This window comes from Mucilaginibacter sp. CSA2-8R, from assembly GCF_038806765.1.
In the GTDB taxonomy this organism is placed as follows: Bacteria; Bacteroidota; Bacteroidia; order Sphingobacteriales; family Sphingobacteriaceae; genus Mucilaginibacter.
Genome location: NZ_CP152389.1, coordinates 3,932,973 through 3,954,812, shown reverse-complemented (window position 1 = coordinate 3,954,812; position 21,840 = coordinate 3,932,973). Strand labels below are relative to the sequence as shown.

The window sequence follows — 21,840 nt, the reverse complement described above, 5'->3', positions numbered from 1 at the left end:
ATTTATCTAACAGGCTATTGGGGCCGGAGGAGGTAAAATGCTTGTTTAAATTCTAAAGCTTTCCACAACAACGAAGGAATGCATAGTCGTAAACACAAAGAAGTTAAGGCCTATCAAAGTACTCAGTAAACCTTGAGTTTTAAATAGGCATAAAGATAGAAACCGAGTTTAGAAATATAATATGGAAGCTAAGAGCTCAAAAAATCAAATTAAGCGCCGAGATTTTTTACAAAGAAGTGCAGGATTTGCAGCTTCTGCAATATTATTACCCTTGTTGGGCAATAGTGCATACAGTACTGCAAACTACATAATAGATAGTAGCTCAATCCCAACCGTTAAACTCAATAACGGTTTGCTTATGCCAACCCTTGGCTTTGGCACGTACTCACTTAAAGATAACATATGTAAACGTTCCGTCAGTGAAGCTATTTCTGTAGGGTATCGCCTATTTGACACGGCGAGCAGATATGGAAACGAAATATTTGTTGGGTCCGGAATTAAAGATAGTGGCATAAAAAGAAATGAACTTTTCATAACTTCAAAACTTTGGGTGGATGATTCTGGGTATGAAAAAACAAAAGTAGCCTTTGAAACTTCTCTGAAAAAGCTGGATACGGATTATTTAGATTTGTATCTGATTCATCGACCAAGAGGAGATTTTAAAGGTTCGTGGAGAATGATGGAAGAGCTTTACAAGGAGGGTAAAATAAAAGCTATAGGCATCAGTAATTTTACTCCAGCTCAATATGACGACCTGATGTTAACGGCAAAAATTAAACCCGCAATAAATCAAATCGAGACTCATGCATTTTTTCAAGAGACAGATTCATATAATTATTTGAAAAAAAACGGAGTACAAATGGAAGCTTGGGCACCATTTGCAGAAGGTAGAAACGGACTTTTTACAAATGAAACGTTGGCTGGTATTGGAAAAAAATACAATAAAAGCAATGCTCAGGTAAGTTTAAGGTGGCATTATCAACGTGGTGTAGTAGCAATACCCAGAACTGTTCAAAGAGCGCATATGATTGAGAATTTAAAGATTTTTGATTTTAAGCTTAGCGACGCTGAAATGAAAGCAATTTCAGCGTTAGATTTAAATGTCTCCCAATTTCCGGAATGGACATAGCCATACAACAACGAAGTGTTCATCAACAGTAATAAACTTGTCCATAGCAGCTGGTTAAACTATTTCCCGAACAGGTATAAACTAAGTATCATTGACCTGATACCTGTTATCAATTTAGCTATAGCACAGGAGAATTATCCAACCGAAGTAAGCATGTTAATTTACGTATTGATCGGTTTCTGCCCGGCAGATGGACCTGGCCGCTACAACGCAAAAGAAGGTAGTCCAGCTAGCCGGAGACAACACGCGGTATAAAGGACTTAACAAAGCCGGCGATCTTACTTTTAAGAGAATAGGTATTCAAGGATCAGCGACATTTAGAGACGTCTCATCAAGCCATACAAAGCAAACGTCATTCAAGACAGTATGACGTCTATAGTAATCGCAAGCAGGGGAAGTATTCCCCCGGGGTTATCAAAAAATTAAATAGTAGTGATCACACCAAGGTGCTGGACAACACTGGTTCATAGTTTCTCATCATTATTTTATTAAAGGCCTCTAATCTATGTTAAAAATAATATCATTGATAAGTCTATTGCTACTGACGCTTAGCAGCCAGGCACAGCGCTCAAAGAAAACGGTATTTGTAATCGCCGATGGTATCCCTACAGATGTGATCGAAAAGATTGATCTGCCCAACATCAAACGCATCGTTAAAAACGGCACTTATACCCGCATGCATGTGGGTGGTGATAAAGGAACTTACAACCAAACACCTACCATATCGGCCGTCGGGTATAATAGTTTATTAACTGGTACCTGGGTAAACAAGCATAATGTGCCCGATAACGCCATTAAAGAGCCTAATTACAATTATCAAAACATTTTCAGGTTGCTGAAAGCGCAGTATCCCACAAAAAAGACGGCCATATTTTCAAACTGGTTAGATAACCGTACCAAGTTATTAGGCCACCACTTGCCGGCTGCCGGTAACCTGGAGGTAGAACGGTATTTTGACGGTTATGAGCTGGATACCGTAGATTTTAAGCACGACAAGCAACACGAATTTATGCATAAAATTGATGAAAAAGTGGTAGCTGAGGCTGCTGCAACCATCCACAAAGATGCGCCCGATTTGTCGTGGGTGTACTTAGAGTATACTGATGATATGGGGCATATGTATGGTGACAGTCCGCAGTTTTATAATGCTGTGCAGCTGCTGGATAAACAAATGGGTAAGCTTTATGATGCAATCAGCTATCGCCAGAAGCTATACAAAGAAGACTGGCTATTAGTGATCACCACCGATCATGGTCGAGATGAAAATTCCGGCCGGGGCCACGGTGGGCAGTCTGACAGGCAGCGCGCCACCTGGATGGTAACCAACCAGCCTTCGTTGAATAATTACGCACAATACGACTATCCAGCTATTGTAGATATCATGCCGTCAATAGCCCGGTTCATGAACATACACATCTCTAAACCTGTTGCGCAAGAAGTAGATAGTATCCCGTTTATAGGGCCGGTATCTGTAGCCGATGCAAGAGTGAGTTACATACAAGGTGATATTGATGTAAGCTGGAAGGCATTTGATCAAAAAGGTAAAGTAAAAATATGGGTAACCACCACCAATAACTTTAAAACCGGAGGGCTGGATAAATACAAATTACTTGCAGAAGTTCCAGTGTCTGAACGACATGCCTTAGTGGACGTTCAACAAATGCCGTCCAACTTCTATAAAATAGTGCTTGAAGCGCCCCATAACCTGTTGAATAAATGGCTTGTAGTGGAGTAAATTGAATAGACTTTGAGACTAAATGACTATAAGTTGAACAGTATATAAGTATTTATATCTTTTAATTTGAAGTGATAGAACCACTACGTTGGTACAGCCAATTAGTTTATTATGCACGTAGATCCAAGGTTCTTGAATCAATAAATATGAAGAAAATCATACTTACGACGTTGTCTTATGTCTTTTTTGGTGCCTCGGTATTCGCACAGCTTAAACCTCCTGCCAAACCCGCCGGCACAGTTTGGCCGGCTGTAAAGGCACAGCAGTGGTACAGCAAACAAGCATGGGTAACGGGTGCTAATTACATCCCAAGCACCGCCATTAACCAGTTAGAAATGTGGCAGGCTGATACTTTTGACCCCCAAACTATTGATAAGGAATTGGGTTGGGCCGAAATTATAGGTTTTAATACGATGCGTGTGTTTTTGCATAGCCTGGCATATAAACAAGACCCAACCGGCTTTAAAAAGCGCATCTCAACTTATCTAGGCATTGCCGATAATCATCATATTAAAACCATGTTTGTGTTTTTTGATGATTGCTGGAACCCAAACCCCAAAATAGGAAAGCAGCCCGACCCTAAACCGGGTGTGCATAACTCAGGCTGGTCGCAAGATCCGGGGCGAAAGCTAGATGATAAAGAATATGCAGCTTTAGCTACGTATGTTAAAGATGTAATGAACACCTTCGGCCACGATAAGCGCATCTTACTGTGGGATTTATACAACGAACCTGGTAATTCTAAAAGGCGCGACCAATCTTACGATCTGTTGTCTAAAGTGTTTACCTGGGCACGGGAAACCAATCACGATCAACCCGTTTCATCAGGCTTATGGGCATGGGATATGACGAAGCTGAATACCTTCCAGGCCCTCAACTCGGATGTGATTACTTATCACGAATACGAAGAGCCCGAAAAGCACTTACGCATATTACAGGTGCTTAAAACCCATGGCCGGCCATTAATTTGTACCGAATATATGGCACGCCGTAACAAAAGCCTTTTTAGTAATATACTACCTATACTCAAAAAAGAAAATATTGGTGCGATTAACTGGGGCTTGGTTTCGGGCAAGTCAAATACTATTTACGCCTGGGACACCCCAATGCCTGATGGCGCCGAACCGCAGCTTTGGTTTCACGATATATTCCGTAAGGATGGCAGTCCCTATAAGGCTGATGAAGTGGAATTCATTAAACAAGAAACCAAAAGGAATTAACTGGTTTGGGGCGTAATTCAATCACTGTACCAAGTATAAAAACTTGTATTTGTAGGCCAGTAATAAACCTCTTTTCATCCAATAAACGTATCAGTGGTAACTGCTGACAGTTGCCTGATTATGCCGGTAGTGAAATGGATATATGCTATCAACAGCTTAGTTAATAGTTTATTAGCCTTTTCCAGTCAACTTCTAATATCAATTTTATTTAAACCTTATTATATATGAGCTTCATAAAAAAAGGTGTTGACCAGCGCCTGCTTATAAAGTTATTGCAACCTAAACTTTTCGCCGTTTTAATTTGGGGCTGTTTTGTGCTGTTATCCAGTGTGTCGATGGCACAAAGCAGCACTACGTTGATGTTTACTAATCCCATCCTGCCATCTGGGGCCGACCCGTGGATGACTTATAAAGATGGTTACTACTATTACACCAACACGGCCGGTAACGCTTTGGTATTGCGTAAAACCCGCAATATAGCCGACTTAAGCACTGCCTCCAAAAAAATAGTATGGACACCACCGGTAACAGGCGCCTACTCCAAAGAGATATGGGCGCCCGAGATTCATTTTCTGGAAAACAAGTGGTACATGTATTTCGCAGCCGACGATGGGCATAATGATCATCACCGGCTTTATGTGATCGAAAATTCATCACCCGACCCATTGCAGGGCGAGTGGGTATTTAAGGGGCAGATTGCCGACGAATCTAACAAGTGGGCTATCGATGGTTCGGTGTTTACGCATAAAGGGCAACTTTACTTTATCTGGTCGGGTTGGGAAGGCGATAAAAACGGCCAGCAAGATATTTTTATAGAGAAAATGAAAAATCCTTATACTCTTCAAGGGAAGCGGTATAAGATATCAAGTCCGCAATATGATTGGGAAAAAAACGGTGATTTGCACGATGCCAGCAATCCGCCGCATGTTAATGTAAATGAAGGCCCTGAGGTTTTAGTGCGTGGTAATAAATTGTTCCTTATTTATTCGGCCAGTGGTTGCTGGACAGACGATTACGCCTTGGGGATGTTAACGGCCTCTGCTGATGCCGACCTGCTCAACCCAGCATCGTGGGTAAAACACAAAGAACCGGTGTTTAAGCAAAGCAAAGAAAATAGTGTTTACGCTCCTGGGCACAACAGCTTTTTTACGTCGCCCGATGGTAAGGAAGACTGGATTTTGTATCATGCCAACGCTGCACCCGGCTGTGGTTGTGGCGGCAAACGTTCGCCTCGCATGCAAAAGTTTACCTGGAACACGGATGGTTCACCAAACTTTGGTATACCTGTAAAAATCGGTGTGCAAATTCCGGTTCCTTCCGGAGCTTACACCATAACTACAGAACAGCAAATAGCGGTTGATAACAAGAACACTAGCAATTAGAAAAATTAAACAGAAACAAGGCCAGTCAAAAATTGCGCTTTTAATGATGATGAACGTTGCATTAAAATTTAAGTCATGCTTGTTATTAACAGTTGTATGTTTGGTAGCCTGCAATTATAATAAGCAAAAGGATTATAGTTTAGCAAAAGGTAATCCTGGTAAAAGCGGCAATGGTGCAATCTCAGCGTCGGCCTTTAATAAAGAAGTAAATGGTAAGGCCGTTCATTTGTATAACCTCCGTAACACAAACGGTGTAAAAGCCCAAATCACTAATTACGGCGGGCGCCTGGTTTCTTTATTGGTGCCCAACAAAAAACACCGGCCTACTGATGTAATTGTTGGGTTTAGTAGTATTGATGGCTATCAGCAATCAACAGGGAGGTATTACGGTGCCATTGTTGGCCGTTATGCAAACAGGATAGCCAAGGGTAAGTTTACGCTTGACGGAAAGACCTATCAGCTTTTTGTAAACAAAAGCCCTAATACATTACATGGCGGCAAAAATGGCTTTCAGGATGCTGTGTGGGATGCCCGACAGTTAAATTCGACAATGCTTGAACTAAAGTATCTTTCAAAAGCTTTAGATCAGGGCTTTCCAGGCAACTTAGAAGTTAAAGTGATATACGAACTTACCGATGATAATAGTTTAAAAATAAGTTATCAGGCTGTATCCAACCAAAACACGGTCGTCAATCTCACTAATCATGCGTTCTTTAATTTGAACGGTGAGGCTAGTGGTAGCATATTGAATCATCAGGTAACCATTAAGGCAAGCCAGTTTACTCCGATAGATAGCACCATGATTCCAACCGGGAAATATGAACCCATAGTAGGGACGCCATTTGATTTTACTAAGCCTGCTATAATTGGTGCCCGCATTAACGAACAAAACAGGCAACTAAGTTTGGCTAAAGGCTACGATCATAATTACGTTTTAAAAACACATACCCTAACTGAAGCTGTTGCGGTTGCCCAAGGCGACAAAAGCGGCGTTGTAATGACGGTTTATACCACTGAGCCAGGTTTGCAGTTTTACAGTGGTAATAACATGAAAGGCGACAACCTAATGAAGAACGGCCATAAAGATGAGCGCCAAACGGCCTTTTGTATGGAAACACAACACTTTCCTGATTCTCCTAATCAGCCGTTATTTCCGTCTACCAAATTAAAAGCCGGATCGATTTATAAAAGTACGACTATTTATCACTTTGGTTTAAGTCGATAAAACCGGGTTTAATTTGCGGGTATACGTTCTATTGGTTTATCTATCTCAAGGTAACGAAATGTATTATGCACTACAGCAATTTTTTGAGGGTTACCGGTTGACACAGATAGTTGCATAATTGCCGTTTTACGCTCGCCGACTTTGTTGGCCGACTCATGAGTGTGGAAAATATAATACCAATGACCATCACCCGCTATTAATACATCGCCGTGGCCGCTGCCATTTTGCCCGGTTTGTTTTCTGCTTAATATCGGGTTTTGCTGGTATTTGGTAAATGGCCCTAAAGGCGATGTGGATGTTGCATAGCCTACTGCGTAGTTTACGTTCCGGAAATCGTTAGCAGAGTAAAACAGATAATAGAGGTTTTGTAGTTTTATAACAGTAGGTCCTTCGGCTACCGGCCAAGAGCTACCAGCGGTGTTCTCCCAGCCGCCTTGTGCATACAGACATTCTTTTATGGTAGTGCTGTCAATATCAGTCAAATCCTTTTTAAGCCGGGCTGCAAAAATGCGGTTGCCTTTTTGCAACCGCACAAAGTATAAATAAAAGTCGCCGTTAGTATCTCTAAAGATAAACGGGTCAATGTGTTTGCCAGATAATGTGATAGGCTGTGGTTTAGTTTGCATGAACGGACCTTGCGGGTTATGGCTTTGAGCTATCGCAATTTGTTCGTTAGCCGTATAAGCCATAATAAAATTACCTTGGTGCTTAATTACTTGCGGTGCCCAAAAACCTTTAGTTCCAAAGCTATCACCTTTGCTTAGTGCCTTTGAATCGCCTTTACGCCAGGTGTATAGACTAGATGAGGTATAAACATTAAAACCATCAGCACCGCCAGTGCCGTATAGGTAATACGTGCCACCATCATAAAGCACCGAAGGATCGGCTAAGCGAATAACACCTTTTTGGTAAGGTTGCGCATTACTTGTAAAGGCAGTAAATAACAACAAGGTGGCAATAGTAATACTCTTCATCTTATTTTTTCTGTGGCATATGCATTTTATGTTTAGCCGGGATACGTAAATCCAAATTTAAGGTAACAAGCTCTGTAGCAATTGTTCAATTCTTAGTGAATTTGTCTCAATTTGGTAATAGATGATTTGCAGTTTTGCTTTTAAGTAACTGATATTCAGTAAATTTAAAGGTGTTTGAATTGTCTTGTTTGTCTTGTGCTTGGATGACATCAGGATTTTTTAATATAAAATCTTCGATATTTGAAATGAAGCCGGTTTAAAAAGCTGGTAGTACCAATTATTATAATCCTCTTAAATTTATATACAAAAGTGATGGAGAATTCACGCCGCAAATTCATCAGGCAGGCATCTATGGCCGGTGCCGGGGTAATGCTTGCTAAAACCAGCTGGAGCGCCAAGAGTTATAAGCGCATTATTGGCGCTAACGACCGCGTGCGGGTTGGTGTGGTTGGCTTTTCAGACAGGCACCGCAGTTCGCACATGCCGTGCTTTATGAATCATTACAAAGAGCTGAATTTTGAGATCGTGGGCGTATCCGACATCTGGAAAAAACGGCGGGAAGAGGGTGCGGCCATGTGGAAAGATAAAATGCAGCATGATGTAAAAGCTTTCCGCAACAACGAAGAAATGTATGGCAGTAAAATGGTGGATGCCGTGTTTATCAGCACAGCCGATTTTCAGCATGCCCTGCATACCATCGAGGCGGTAAAGGCCGGTTGCGATGCGTATGTTGAAAAGCCCTTTGCCGAAACCATGGCCGACAACAAGGCTGCGCTTAAAGCTGTTAAAGAATCCAATAAAATCGTGCAAATTGGTTCGCAGCGCCGTAGCGGTGCCAATTACCATGCGGCTAACGATTTTATAAAATCGGGTAAGTTCGGGCCGATTACCATGGTAGAGCTTACCTGGAACGTAAACCAGCCCGGCCGCTGGCGCCGCCCCGAACTGCTCCCGATACTGAAAGAAGAAGACACCGACTGGAAGCGCTTTTTAATGAACCGCCCTTACGAAAAGTTTGACCCGCGCATCTATCTTGAGTATCGTTTGTTCTGGCCATACTCCTCCGGCTTGCCGGGTCAGTGGATGAGCCACCAGATAGATACCGTGCATTGGTTTACCGGGTTAAAGCACCCGCGCAGCGTAGTAGCCAACGGCGGCATTTACCAGTGGAAAGACGGCCGGCGCAACTGGGATACTATCCTTGCAGCCTTTGATTACGGCCCGTTAGATGATATGTCGCAGGGCTTCCAGGTAACCTTCGGCTCGCGTATGCATAACGGCGATGAGCATCCGGCCGAGATATATTACTCTAACGGCGGCGAGCTGAATCTCATTACGAACAAAATATCGCCTAAGGGTGGTTTAACCGAACGAATGGCTGCGGCGATGGGCATGAAAGCCAATTTGCTGCCCGAGATTAGCTTAGAGAACTCAGACCCGGTGGTGGCCTCGGCCAATACGGGTGGCGATAGGCTAACCTCCAACCACGTGCGCAACTGGATGGAGTGTGTACGCAGCCGTAAACAACCCCATGCACCTATCGAGGCCGGTTACAGCCACAGCATAGCCAACATCATGACCACGGCTGCCGCACATACCGGCTACAAGGCCACATTTGATGAAAAGGCGCAGGAAGTGGTGGTCAATGGTAAAGTGTTTAAATACTAAGATGATGCTTAAACATAAGATTTTAGGCACCTTAACTTTGGCTGCATTGGCGTTTAGCTTTTCCACCACTGTTGTTAAAGCTCAAAGCAAGAAATTAATCTTCCCGGAAGCGCCGGGTATCGTATCTTATACTTATCGTAACAACTTTGCCAAAGATGTACCTGCAACGCTCGATATCATTAAAAGCAACGGCATTACCGATATCGAGTTTTCAAATCTGTTTAAGCAAAAATCTGAAGATCTGCGCCGCATGCTCGACGAGCGTGGCCTGAAATGCTCGTCGTACGGGGTAAGCTACACCGATTTGGTCGACAAAACCGACGAGGTAGCCAGGGATGCTAAAAACCTGGGTGCCGGTTATGTACGTATAGCAGGCATCCCGCACACTAAAGGCTCTTTTACGCTCGATAACGCAAAGCAGGCCATTGCCGATTTTAACCGCATAGGCAAAATATTGAAAGATAAATACGGCTTGATGGTCATTTACCACAACCACGGGTTTGAGTTTGAGCCTTACGAAAACGGAACGCTTTACGACTATATGGTTAAAGAAACCAATCCGCAGTATGTAGGCTTAGAGCTGGATATACTTTGGGCGTTTTTTCCCGGTCAGGATCCGGTTAAGCTTTTAAAAACCTACGGCAGCCGTTACAAAGCGCTGCACTTAAAAGATTTAAAGGCTGGCGTTACCGGTAATAACTCCGGCGGAACTGACCAAAACAACGATGTGATTTTAGGAACCGGTCAAATTAACATCGCCGAGGTACTACGCACTGCAAAGGCCGTAGGTGTAAAGCACTATTACATTGAGGACGAAAGCAGCGCCTCGATTGAGCAGGTACCTCAAAGCATTAAGTTTTTACATACTATCAAGAAGTAAGAGTCAACAAATCACTAAACAATGAATATTAAAAAGCTTTATAAAGCATCGGTAATGACCGCGTTACTAATTGCCATAGGCAGTTTGGCCAACGCGCAGAATAATACGTTAACGGCTAAAGAGAAAAAAGAAGGCTGGAAGTTGCTATTCGACGGCAAAACCAGCAAAGGCTGGCGCAGCGCCAAATCCGAAAGCTTTCCGACCGGCTCTCCGGGCTGGGTGGTTAAAGACGGTACCATGACCATACAGGCTACTAATGGCGCCGAGTCGCAAAATGCAGGCGACATTGTTACCGTTGATGAGTACGGACCTTTTGAAATGTCGTTCGATTTTAAGCTGACCCGCGGGGCTAACAGCGGCGTAAAATACTTTGTAACGCTTCAGGAAAAATCGGGCGGATCGGCCATCGGCCTGGAGTACCAGGTACTGGACGACGATGTGCATCCCGACGCTAAACTGGGCCGTGATGGGAACCGTACGCTGGCCTCGCTTTATGATTTAAAAACATCAGACAAAAAAGGTGCAGTACGGCCGATAGGCGAGTGGAACACCGGCAAAATCATTGTTTACCCGAACAACCATGTAGAGCACTGGCTTAACGGGAAAAAGGTATTGGAATATGAGCGCAAATCGCCGGAGTACCGCGAGCTGGTAAAGATGAGCAAGCACAAAGTATGGAAAGATTTTGGTGAGGCTGATAAAGGCCACATCCTGCTGCAGGACCATGGCAACGAGGTAAGTTACCGGAATATAAAAATTAAGTTGCTTAAGTAACCTTTCTCCACTGCATCAGAAACTAAAAACCTCATCAAATAAACTTGATGAGGTTTTTAGTTTCTGATGTATTAGTAGCATTAAGTAACGCTGTTCAGGCCGTTTTCTTTAGGGATGGAATTAATGTATTCCAATGGCGTAACATGAAAGTGTTTTTGGAAATTTTTTCCGAATACGCTCTGGGAACTGTAACCTACCATTTTTGCAATTTCAAATAAGGTAAATTCATTTTGAGTAATGAGTTGAGCTGCTTTTTTTAAACGTGTAACATCAATTAACTCTTTGGGCGATAAAGAAGAAAGAGATTTTATTTTACGGTAAAACGTCGGGCGGCTCATGTGCATATGATTTGCCATCTTGTCAATATCCATATTTGGGTCTTTGATGTTTTTGCGAATGTACTCGTCCAGCTTTTTCAAAAATATCTCGTCGGTTTTTGAGTGGGCCATTACCCGTACGTCCTCAAACGGCGAACTGGCAAAATGATCTTTGATTTTTAACCGGTTTCTGAGCAGATTGGCAATCTGCATTTGCAGTAACTCGGGCGAAAACGGCTTTTGGATATAGGCATCGGCACCAACCTCCAGCCCTTCAATATGAGCTTGGTACGTATTTTTAGAGGTGAGCAATACTATAGGGATATGGCAGTATTCCACGTTTGATTTAATAATCCGACAAAGCTCAAAGCCATCAATGCCGGGCATCATAATATCGGAAACAATAAGGTTAATAACTTCCTTCTCCAGTATGGTCTGCGCTATTTCGCCGTTTTCTGCCAGGTGTAATTTGTAGTTTTCATCTAAAACATCCGATAAAAACTCCAGGATATCTTCATTGTCATCGATGATTAAAATACTGTCAGTCATAATCAATTCAGCTTTTTCCAGCTACCTAATTTAAATTCAAATTTTTGATGTATAGGCAATGTGAGCTCAAAAACAGTAATGCTGTTGTTACTGTGTGCCAGCTTGAGCTTTCCATTATGCAATTCTGTTAACGATTTGGCTAACGAAAGGCCAATGCCTGTACCAGGTTTATTGGTGCCGCTCAGCCTAAAAAAGGGTTCGAATATTCTTTCGCTAAACTCGGACGGTATGCCCTTGCCATCATTACTAAATTGTATGATGAAGTTTTCATCGTCGGCGTGGCGGTGTAATAAAGTTACTGTTGCCTTAGTAGCGGCATATTTAACCGCATTTGATATCAGGTTACTGCAGATTTTTATTAATGCTTCGCGATCAACAAAGGCAATAAGCTGCTGATCAGGCGTATTGAGCGTTAAATAGATACGTTGCTTTTCGGCAACTGATTTAAATACCGCAATTTGGTCGCTTAACAGTTGTGCAATGTCTATGTTAACGAAGTTTAAGCCAAACTGGTCCATCTCCGTTTTACGGAAATCTAATAATTGTCCTGTTAATTCGTTTAAGCGTCTGGCGTTTTTTTCTACCATCAGTAAGCCTTTCTGCATGTCCTGGTACCGCTCAGCTTTTTTTAGCAAGCGTTCCACTGGGCCTACAATCAGTGTAAGCGGTGTTTGAATTTCGTGAGCTATATTGGTAAAAAACTCAATTTTTGCCTGATAAATTTCTTTCTCTTTTTCGTGTTCAAAAAGTTGCAGCCTGCTTAAGTTGCGGCGCTCCAAACGACGGTGATAGTATCTTACGGCCAAGTACATACTGGCACCCATAAGCAACAGATAAAATATATATGCGGTGACACTTTTCCAAAACGGCGGTAGTATTTTAACGTATAGCTTTCGTTCTTGGCTTCTCCAGCTACCTACATTACTCTCGGCCTGTACAATAAAAGCGTAATTACCGGGTGATAAATCAGTAAAGTAGGCTTTGCGGTTGCTGTTAAGGTAAGTCCAAGTTTTATCTAGGCCTTTCATCTGGTACCTATATCGTGTAACTCCTGGCGATGAGTAATTAAGCGCTGCAAACTCAATACTAAAGTTGCTTTGATTGTATTTCAGGGTAATTGAATCGGTATAAAGAATGGATTTTTTTAAAGGACTGTTACTGGTGCCGGGCACAATTTCTTTATTGCTAATCTGAAAACCGGTAATGTAGGTAGGCGGGCTGGGTTCGTTTTGACTAAAGTCAACCGGATTAAATGCAATCATTCCTTTTACTGAGCCAAAATACATCTTACCGTTGGTATGCTTATATGCTGAGTTGTAGTTAAACTGGTCGGTAATTAAACCGTTAGACTGGGTATAAACTTTAAACTTAAACGTTTGCAGATCAAGGTAAACTAAACCTTTGAGCGAGCTTATCCACAGGTGTTTATTGTCGTCTTCCAGCATCCGGAATAGCACATTGCTGGGTAAACCGTCTTCTGTGGTAAATTTCCGGATACTTTTACGGTCGGGACTCAGCCTGATGAGCCCACCGCCCTCGGTGGTAAGCCACATGGCGTTATAGCTATCTTCTAAAATTCCATATACAGCAAACTCATTTACTAATTTCCCTTTAACCTTATCGCCAAACCTGAAGTTGCCGTGCTTGCCAGTTTTAGGATTGTAAAAGTAGGCTCCGTTTGATATGCTGCCTGTCCATATATTGCCCTCATGGTCTTCCTGAATATCGTATACATAAGAGTTATACGGGATTTCTTTAATGCGGGTAAATGTTTTAGATTGCCGGTTGTAAGAAAACAAACCCGAGCCGTTGTACACGGTACCAATAAGTATGGTGCTGTCTTTGGTAAGATGTATACTTAAAATAAATTCGCTTTTTGCATCAGCATGCTGCTCGCCAATGAGTTTAAACCGGTCGGTTACTCTGCCGGTTTGCATATCCATAATTTCCAGGCCGTGCAAAAATGGGCCAATAAATAGTTGATTGCCAATGGCTTTTAAGCCATGTATGTTCGGATAGGATAAACCGTTTTTAGTTCCGTTTTTGTATTGTGTGAACCTGCCGGAGTTGATATTAAATTTATTGATGCCGGCATCTTCCGTACCAATCCACAAATTGCCTTTATTATCGGCACAAATTTCGCGTACGGCATTACCCGATATTGAGTTAACATCAGGTAGGGGATAGTACTTTTCAAACCGGGCATTTTCTTTAGAGTAGTAGTTAAGGCCGCCGAAAAATGTGCCGGCCCACATACCGCCCTGATGATCACGGCAAATAGTGTACACTGCATTGTCAGACAAGGAGTATACATCACCGGCACGTTTGCGCAAGTTGCTGCTAACATGTTGGGTAAGGTCGTAAATGTAGATTCCCGATTCGGTGGCTATCCAATATTTTCCGTCGTTTCCTGCTTTGATGTCGCGTACGTAAATCTCAGTGCTATCGGCATTTTTAGAAAGTAAAGATTTTACTGCGCCGCTTTTGATATTATAACTTTTAAGCCCCTGTTTAAAGCACCCAATCAGCACTTCATCCGTGCCTGTAGGCAAAATTCTTAAAATGGTACGGAGTATTGGCGGCACGTTGGTGCTAATGATTCGAACCTGTTTAAACGTAAGTGTCACCGGATTAATTACCCGTATCGTACCGTCGTCGTCACCCATCCATATATGTTTATCATCATCTATGGCGAGGCAAGCTCCATTTTTATGTAGGCTGATTAACCTGTTGGTTTGTTGATAATAGCAGTACAAAAAGCCATTAGCCAAAAACCACAACCTATTTTGCGCATCCACTAAAATTTGGCTTATCATCTTTTGCGAAACTTGTTCAACAGAAGTGAACGTTTCCAAATAAGGATTGTATCTGTATAAACCTTTGCCGGTCCCTACCCAAATCATTCCGGCTTGGTCTTCGGCAATGGCGTGTACTACATTATTACCAATATTGCCAAATTTGTTTTTGGCATTTTTGTAAGTTTTAAATGCGTAACCATCAAATCGGTTTAGTCCGCCACGGCTGCCAATCCATATTAAACCCTTGCTATCCTGCATAATGGTGAGTATGGTGTTGTGCGCCAACCCATCATCAGCCTGATAGTGCTTAAAATAGTACGATTGACCATTGCAATAAGAGGCTATCAAAAGTATAGACAGCTGTACAATAACGAATTTTAACGAGCGGAACATAATTGGTTGACTCAAATATATACAAACCAGCTGTTTGTACCATGACTTCAACAACGCCTTCAACGGAAATTAGAAGTTTATTTTGATTAAAGTATTGTCAATCAGAAAGTTGGATTGTTGAATAACGCGTTTTGTTCAAAAATTGAGACGAATCGACAAAAAGTTGAACAAATATTACTGATTTGGTTAGGTTAATTTGAACCGTAATAAAACCAATTTATAAACCCTTCTGCGTAGCAGTTTTCAAAGTTAAGTACCATAACTGCTTGCCGTGCAGTGTTTGTAATGATTTTAATTTTATGTGTTAAATCAGCATAAAGTGCAGCCTGCAAGGCTGTATTGTCGCTGATGTATTCATGATAACCCCTGAAGGGCTTTTTATGCAATTAAATAAATATTTGAAAGGAGATCACTAACTATGAAATAACCTTACTCCAAAATTTAACGGGATAAAGTTCTTGTTAGCTATTTGGCATTTGTTTGCCAAAACCAAGGTAAATAGCTATACAGCTTACAAGTAGGCTGCCATCTCATGCTTAACAAATGCCTTTAATAAATATATTTCCGTTTTAGCTCAAAAGCGGTTTAACCAATTGCTAACCAGTTCCGGCAGTTTCAAAGTACACCGGTATAATCCAATCTGTGCTCGCATATCAAGGGCTTGAAAAAGCAGTATTATCCTAACCAAATTATAGAACCAATAACCGATTATATACAAACACAATTTATGAGAAAAGATTCTGTGACTGATTCATCTTACCATCAATCAGGTAAAAAGATGGAAACATCAACAATCGCATTTTCTACAAAACTGAAATACGGTTTTAGCGTGGCTTTAATTGCCTTGTGTGCTGGCCAAACATCTATGGCTTCACAGGGCAGTAACCATATCTTTGTTGCGGCCAAAAGCTTCGCCGCAAATTCGAATATGAACCATACGGATGGCTTTAACTACGCTGTTACCATAAGCGGTAAAGTAACAGATGAAACAGGGCAGCCTTTAGTTGGGGTTACCGTTAAGGTTAAAGGTACATCGTTGGCTACTCAAACAGATGTAGCCGGTGGTTATACGCTCTCGCCGGCAAATACCAATCAGGTGTTAGTGTTTTCGATAGTGGGCTACGAAACACAGGAAGTGTCTTTGAACGGCCGTACTACTTTAACAATTCAGATGAAAGCGGTAAGTAACTCATTAAACGATGTTGTTGTGGTGGGTTACGGCACCCAGAAAAAAGCAGACGTAACCGGATCCGTAGTGCGGGCTAATCTTGATGATTTTCGTAAATCACCTACTACTAACGTGGCCAATTTACTGCAGGGTACCGTTCCCGGCTTAAACGTAGGGCAGGTTAACCGCGCGGGTGCTACACCAAGTATTGGTATACGCGGCGCAAACACACTTAATGGCAATACCAACGTGCTCATTATTTTGGATGGTGTTCAGTATACCGGCTCGTTAACCTCTATCAACCCTGATGATATTGCCTCTATTGATGTTTTGAAAGATGCCAGCGCCACTGCGGTTTACGGGGCCCAGGCTGCCAACGGCGTTTTGCTTATTACCAGCCGCAAAGGCGTTAACGGGAAAACCAGAATATCTTTTTCCTCACAATATGCCACACAATCGCCCAGTAATAAGTTAAGGCCAATGGGGCGCGATGAGTACCTGGAAAAAATCAGGAACTTATATTACGAACAAGCCTATTTAGCTCCAGACTATACCCAGCCTAACCCGGCATTTGACTTGGTAAGCAAAGTTGACCCCTCTATGAAGGATGCGCAGGGAAACTTGTTGCCTTATGATTTTGACTGGTACGGCGAAGCTACCCACCGCGGCTACATCGTTGATAACCAGCTTAGCATATCAGGAGGGGCTGAAAAAGTTACCTATTTATTATCAGGTAGCCTAACTAAAAATTCGGGTTTTATTAAAAACGACGTTTTCAGACGTAAAAGTTTGCGGGCCAATATCGAAACCAAAGCTACTGACTGGCTTACCGTGGGACTGCAATCGTTTGGTACATTTGTGAACGAGGATGGCGTTGAACCTAATTTGGGTAACATTCGCCTGTTGTCGCCACTTATTCAGCCCCGTAATCAGAACGGAAATTACATCATCAACCCCTTCAATACCAATTTAACTAATCCGTTTTTGAGTTACGAAGCTGATGATCACGATAGGCATAATTATTTTTTTGCTAATCTATACGCCAATGTGCAGTTACCACTTAAAGGCCTGAGCTATCGGCTAAATTTTGGTAATAACTATCGATTGGATCTCCATAATACTTCAAACCAATATGATGCCGGTTTAACCGGGCAGGCATCTAAAGAAGTAACTACCTATTACGATTACACTTTAGATAACATCCTGACCTATAACCGGACCTTTAGCAAGCACAATTTTGTAGCTACCCTTTTGTACGGCGCTGTTGAGCGTAAAAACGATTATACAAGGGCTTACTCGACTGGGTTTGACAGGTTGACTTTGGGTTATAATAGCTTGCAGCAAGGCACCAACCGGTTTGCTGTGTCAAACGCTTACCGGGAAGCCCTTAACTACCAAATGGCGCGCATTAATTATAGCTATGACAGCCGTTATTTGTTAACTGCTACTGTAAGGCGAGATGGTTTTTCGGGTTTCGCCGAAAACTATAAGTCGGCTTATTTTCCGTCGTTATCCGTAGGATGGGATGTTGCCCGTGAGTCGTTTTTTAAAGTTAACTGGGTTGATAATTTGAAATTACGCGTAGGTTACGGCGTGGTAGGTAATCAAACTTCAAGATACTCATCATTGGCAGTGGTTAACGTAAATGCTGCTTACGTTTACGGTGATGGCGGTTCAACGCAGTTCGGTCAGCAGGTAAACTCGTTACCTAACCCCGATTTAAAATGGGAACGTACCGCAGGGGTTAACGTGGGGATAGAGTTTTCGATGTTTAAAAATCGCTTATCAGGCGTGGTTGAATATTATAATAACCGCACAACTGATTTGTTGTATAGCGTAAATATTCCTACAATTACCGGTTTTGGCAGTATACAAACCAACGTAGGGCAACTTAATAACCAGGGTTATGAACTTGCTTTAACCTCGAGAAATATCAACGGAAAAAACTTCCAGTGGAGCTCAACGCTAAACTTTGCCCGCAACATTAATAAAGTAGTGAAGCTTTTAGGAGATTTGAACGGCGACGGCAAAGAAGATGATTTGCCACAAAGTGGTTTGTTTATCGGGCAGCCAAACACCGTAGTTTATGATTATCAAACTAATGGCATCTGGCAAATAGGTGAGCAAATTCCGGCTGGCTATTCGCCCGGCACGTACCGCATTGTTGACCAAAACGGCGACGGCGTAATTAACAACGCCAACGATCGTACAATCTTAGGATCAACGGCGCCTTTGTATCGTGTTAGCTTGTTAAACAAGTTTCAGTACAAAAACTTCACACTTACTGCATTTTTAAATTCTGTACAGGGTGGGAGTAATTCATATCTGGCCGCAAACACGCCACGCCGCGTAAGAGACGATAATTCGATCCGTGAAAATAATTTGAGCGGAACTGACTTTTGGTCGCCAAGTAATCCTAATGGCAGGTATCCAAGTTCTATTATTGCATCCACTATTAGCCCGTCAATTTATCAAAGCCGCAGCTTTGTTAGGCTGCAGGATGTATCACTAGGATACAATTTTACTGGTAAGGCCATTCAGCGCCTGAAACTGCAAAGCCTCAACCTTTTTGTAAGCGGCCGCAACCTCGTTACCTGGACTAACTGGGATGGTTGGGATCCCGAAACGCCGGGCCAAGGCTTGATTAATGATGGACGGCCTGTATTAAGAGGCTATTCTGTAGGCGTGAACGTAACTTTCTAATCTTTAAAGTAATGAAAAAGACTATCATCGCATTTTTGTCATTAGGTATTATCTTATCTTCCTCTTGTAAAAAAGACTTTTTAGACGAGAAGCCTCTTGACTTCTTGAGCACCAGTAATGCTTATAATAACAGCAGCGATTTTAATGCAGCTGTAAACGGCCTGTATAACCGAGTGCGTACCGAGTTTTACACCAATGGCGACCGCCGGCCTTTTGATTATGTTTACGGTTGCGATATTGTTTTTGATGGGCAGCCCAGTACCGAAAGGCACACCAACATGATTGCCTCTTATGCACCGCAGGGCGGATTAAATATTCCGTTAAGTCATTGGTCGGCACTATATAAAATTGTTAGCGAGGCTAACACGATAATAGATCGCATACCAAATTCTTCAATGTCTGCAGCCGATAAAACACTTAATGAAGCAAGATCCAGATTTTTCCGTGGTTTTGCCTATCGTACGTTAGCTTATCTGTATGGCGGTGTGCCGCTGAATGTAAAGGAGGTAGAATCACCAAAAACAGATTATACCCGTGCTCCAAAAGCAGAAGTGCTGGCACAAGTAATCAGTGATTTAAAATTTGCTTCTGAAAACCTGCCTGCCATCAATGCCGTAACCGACGGGCAGATCAGTAATCTGGCGGCTTACCATTTGTTGTCGGAAGTTTACCTTGCTGCCGGAGAATTTCAAAATGCAGTTACTGCTGCAACTACAGTAATCAGTAATCCTAATGTGGCACTGATGAAAACCCGGTTTGGCACAAAATCATCCGATGCTACCAAAAATGTGTACTGGGATCTCTTTCAGCAGGGTAATCAAAACCGTAAGAACGGAACAAACAAAGAAGGCCTTTGGGTTATTCAGTTTGAAACGGATGTACCCGGCGGCGGTGCCGTATCAACCGGTATCGATGGTTCTTATCAGTTTGAAAGAAACTTTGCGCCGCAAATTCTAACATTCCGCCTTGCAGGGAGCACGGTGCAGCCGTTTCTTTATCCGCGTAGTGATTACTCAGGCGGCAGGGGCATTGGTTGGGCAATATCAACCAAATATTTTTCGGATGTTATTTGGCAAGGCGATTTTAATAACGACATAAGAAACGCACCATACAATTTTGTCAGAGAATTTGTGGTTAACAATCCAGCTCATCCGCGTTTTGGTCAGGTAATATCTACCGTAAATCCACCGGCAGGTATCACCGTGCCACGGCGCGATTTTTATGCGTTTCAATCTAAAGTAACTACGCCCGGAGATCACCCTGATGGCATGTTTCAGGATAAATCTCAACTGTTGTTAAAAGCAAGTGCTGGCGGTACATATGCCGACCAGTACATGTTTCGCCTGGCCGAGACCTATTTATTAAGGGCCGAAGCTTACTTAGGGTTAAATCAGTTAAGTAATGCAGCCGCTGATATTAATGTGGTTCGCAGCCGGGCAAATGCATCGAGCGTGCTACCAGCCAACGTCAACATTGATTACATTTTGGATGAACGTATGCGCGAACTTGGATCTGAAGAAAAACGCCGTATTACGTTAATGCGCTTGGGTAAAATATACGACAGGGTAAAAAAATGTAATCCATATTACTCTGATGTGCAGCCAACTTATAACCTGTGGCCAATCCCTGCATCCGAAATTGAGCGTAATAACGGCGGCAAATTACAGCAAAATCCCGGTTATTAATGCAACAGCTGTTATAAAGTGCATTTAATTTAACTTGCATTTTTTAGTAGAAATAAGTTCATGATGTCAACCTTGTCTGGTTAATTGCCGGGCAAGGTTTATACGCTTATTGCTAACTGACTAGTATCAACATAGAATGCAAAACATTGATTAATAAATTTAGAGCCTGAACTTGAATGATAAAGCATATTGAACAAAAATATGATACATCAAACCATTTCCGGTTAATGATAAAGGTTGCAGTCTTAGTAAGTACTTTGGGTTTAACGACCTCCTTACTCGCTTTCAATAGCAACAACCAACCTAAGCGCTATGAGCTGAGCGGCTATGCGCAGGGTACGACTTATCAAATAGTTTACTACGCGCCTGATAGTCTGGTGAGTTTAAGGCAAACAGATAGTTTACTGCACAAACTGGATTCATCGGTATCGCTTTACGAGCCGAAATCACTAATTAACAAGTTCAATCAGTCGGCAGACGGAATAGGGGTTGACGAGCATTTTAGGGTGCTGGTTGCCCGTTCGATGCAAATCTACCAAGATACCCAGGGCCTGGTCGATCCAACGGTTAAACCGCTGGTAGATGCCTGGGGTTTTGGTGTGGTTAAACCCAGCCAGGAGCCAACCGCTACACAAATCAAAGCTTTGCTGCAAAAGGTAGGCATGAAACACCTGTGGTTAAAAGGCAATCGTTTGTTAAAAGACCGTCCCGGCCTGCAGTTAGACTTGAACGGCATTGCCCAGGGCTACTCGGTTGATTTGCTGGCTGCTTTGCTGGAACAGCATCACATCAGTAATTACTTGGTTGAACTAGGCGGCGAGTTGCGCATTAAAGGTACTAAACCAGGCGGCGAGCCTTTTGGCATCGGCATTGAGGGCGTTAACAGCGATGACTTAAACCCTGAACCTATGCGCAAAGTGATTACGCCGGGAAATGGCGCCATTACCACATCCGGCAATTACCGTAAACATCATGAGGCGGGTGGTAAGCAGATATCACATATCATCAATCCGCTCACAGGTTACCCCGTGCAAAATGAACTCATCAGCGTAACGGTGTATGCCCAAGATGCACTGACGGCCGATGGGTATGATAACGGCTTTATGGCCATGGGCTTAAGCAAAGCCTTAAGCTTTTTAGCCGGGCGGAAAGATATTGGCGCTTACATGGTATATCGTGACAAGAACGGTGCTATCCGCGATACAGTTACCCCGGCTTTTAAAGGGTATCAAAAATAATT

Annotated in this window: 14 protein-coding genes; 11 read left to right on the top strand and 3 right to left on the bottom strand. The window is 42.6% G+C overall.

The features are described 5' to 3' along the window. The first annotated feature begins 181 nt into the window (after nt 1-181). The 5 genes from AAGR14_RS16935 to AAGR14_RS16915 all read left to right on the top strand — a co-directional run bounded on the left by AAGR14_RS16935 (nt 182) and on the right by AAGR14_RS16915 (nt 6,691). Complete coding sequence (locus AAGR14_RS16935; RefSeq protein ID WP_342645421.1) at nt 182-1,129, top strand: aldo/keto reductase; 948 nt, start codon at nt 182-184, stop codon at nt 1,127-1,129. A 505-nt stretch (nt 1,130-1,634) separates the two neighbouring features. After that, on the top strand, nt 1,635-2,864 hold the full coding sequence (locus AAGR14_RS16930) for an alkaline phosphatase family protein (protein WP_342645420.1): 1,230 nt from the start codon (nt 1,635-1,637) through the stop codon (nt 2,862-2,864). A 146-nt stretch (nt 2,865-3,010) separates the two neighbouring features. Beyond that, nucleotides 3,011-4,084, top strand: a complete 1,074-nt coding sequence (locus tag AAGR14_RS16925; protein WP_342645419.1) for a 1,4-beta-xylanase — start codon at nt 3,011-3,013, stop codon at nt 4,082-4,084. A 224-nt stretch (nt 4,085-4,308) separates the two neighbouring features. After that, a complete protein-coding gene (locus tag AAGR14_RS16920; RefSeq protein WP_342645418.1) occupies nt 4,309-5,466 on the top strand; it encodes a glycoside hydrolase family 43 protein in 1,158 nt (385 codons plus the stop codon). 79 nt (nt 5,467-5,545) lie between these two features. Further along, on the top strand, nt 5,546-6,691 hold the full coding sequence (locus AAGR14_RS16915) for an aldose epimerase family protein (RefSeq protein ID WP_342645417.1): 1,146 nt from the start codon (nt 5,546-5,548) through the stop codon (nt 6,689-6,691). Nucleotides 6,692-6,699: 8 nt separating this feature from the next. On the opposite strand, the gene AAGR14_RS16910 is transcribed toward AAGR14_RS16915, so the two are convergent. Then, nucleotides 6,700-7,665: a glycoside hydrolase family 43 protein gene (locus tag AAGR14_RS16910; protein ID WP_342645416.1), complete on the bottom strand. Its 966-nt coding sequence runs from the start codon at nt 7,663-7,665 to the stop codon at nt 6,700-6,702. A gap of 312 nt (nt 7,666-7,977) precedes the next feature. Here AAGR14_RS16910 and AAGR14_RS16905 point away from each other — a divergent pair, with 312 nt between their 5' ends. Genes AAGR14_RS16905 through AAGR14_RS16895 form a run of 3 tightly spaced genes read left to right on the top strand, consistent with a single transcriptional unit; the run spans nt 7,978 to nt 10,987 of the window. Beyond that, entirely contained in the window at nt 7,978-9,333 is a 1,356-nt protein-coding gene (locus tag AAGR14_RS16905) for a Gfo/Idh/MocA family oxidoreductase (RefSeq protein WP_342645415.1), read from the top strand. A 1-nt stretch (nt 9,334) separates the two neighbouring features. Further along, a complete protein-coding gene (locus tag AAGR14_RS16900) occupies nt 9,335-10,213 on the top strand; it encodes a sugar phosphate isomerase/epimerase (RefSeq protein WP_342645414.1) in 879 nt (292 codons plus the stop codon). 21 nt (nt 10,214-10,234) lie between these two features. Beyond that, a complete protein-coding gene (locus AAGR14_RS16895) occupies nt 10,235-10,987 on the top strand; it encodes a DUF1080 domain-containing protein (RefSeq protein WP_342645413.1) in 753 nt (250 codons plus the stop codon). Between the two features lie 80 nt (nt 10,988-11,067). Here the strand turns inward: AAGR14_RS16895 and AAGR14_RS16890 are convergent, their stop codons facing one another. Continuing rightward, the gene (locus AAGR14_RS16890; RefSeq protein WP_342645412.1) at nt 11,068-11,853 is read right to left on the bottom strand and encodes a DNA-binding response regulator; all 786 of its coding nucleotides are present in this window, start codon (nt 11,851-11,853) and stop codon (nt 11,068-11,070) included. Between the two features lie 2 nt (nt 11,854-11,855). Beyond that, entirely contained in the window at nt 11,856-15,044 is a 3,189-nt protein-coding gene (locus AAGR14_RS16885) for a two-component regulator propeller domain-containing protein (RefSeq protein ID WP_342645411.1), read from the bottom strand. Between the two features lie 727 nt (nt 15,045-15,771). Here AAGR14_RS16885 and AAGR14_RS16880 point away from each other — a divergent pair. From AAGR14_RS16880 to AAGR14_RS16870, 3 genes are all read left to right on the top strand, one after another. Further along, complete coding sequence (locus AAGR14_RS16880; protein ID WP_342645410.1) at nt 15,772-18,915, top strand: TonB-dependent receptor; 3,144 nt, start codon at nt 15,772-15,774, stop codon at nt 18,913-18,915. An 11-nt stretch (nt 18,916-18,926) separates the two neighbouring features. Continuing rightward, the gene (locus tag AAGR14_RS16875) at nt 18,927-20,600 is read left to right on the top strand and encodes a RagB/SusD family nutrient uptake outer membrane protein (protein ID WP_342645409.1); all 1,674 of its coding nucleotides are present in this window, start codon (nt 18,927-18,929) and stop codon (nt 20,598-20,600) included. 227 nt (nt 20,601-20,827) lie between these two features. Beyond that, nucleotides 20,828-21,838 carry an FAD:protein FMN transferase gene (locus AAGR14_RS16870; protein WP_342645408.1) on the top strand — a complete coding sequence of 337 codons (1,011 nt, stop codon included), beginning with the start codon at nt 20,828-20,830 and terminating at the stop codon, nt 21,836-21,838. The last annotated feature ends 2 nt before the right edge of the window (nt 21,839-21,840 follow it).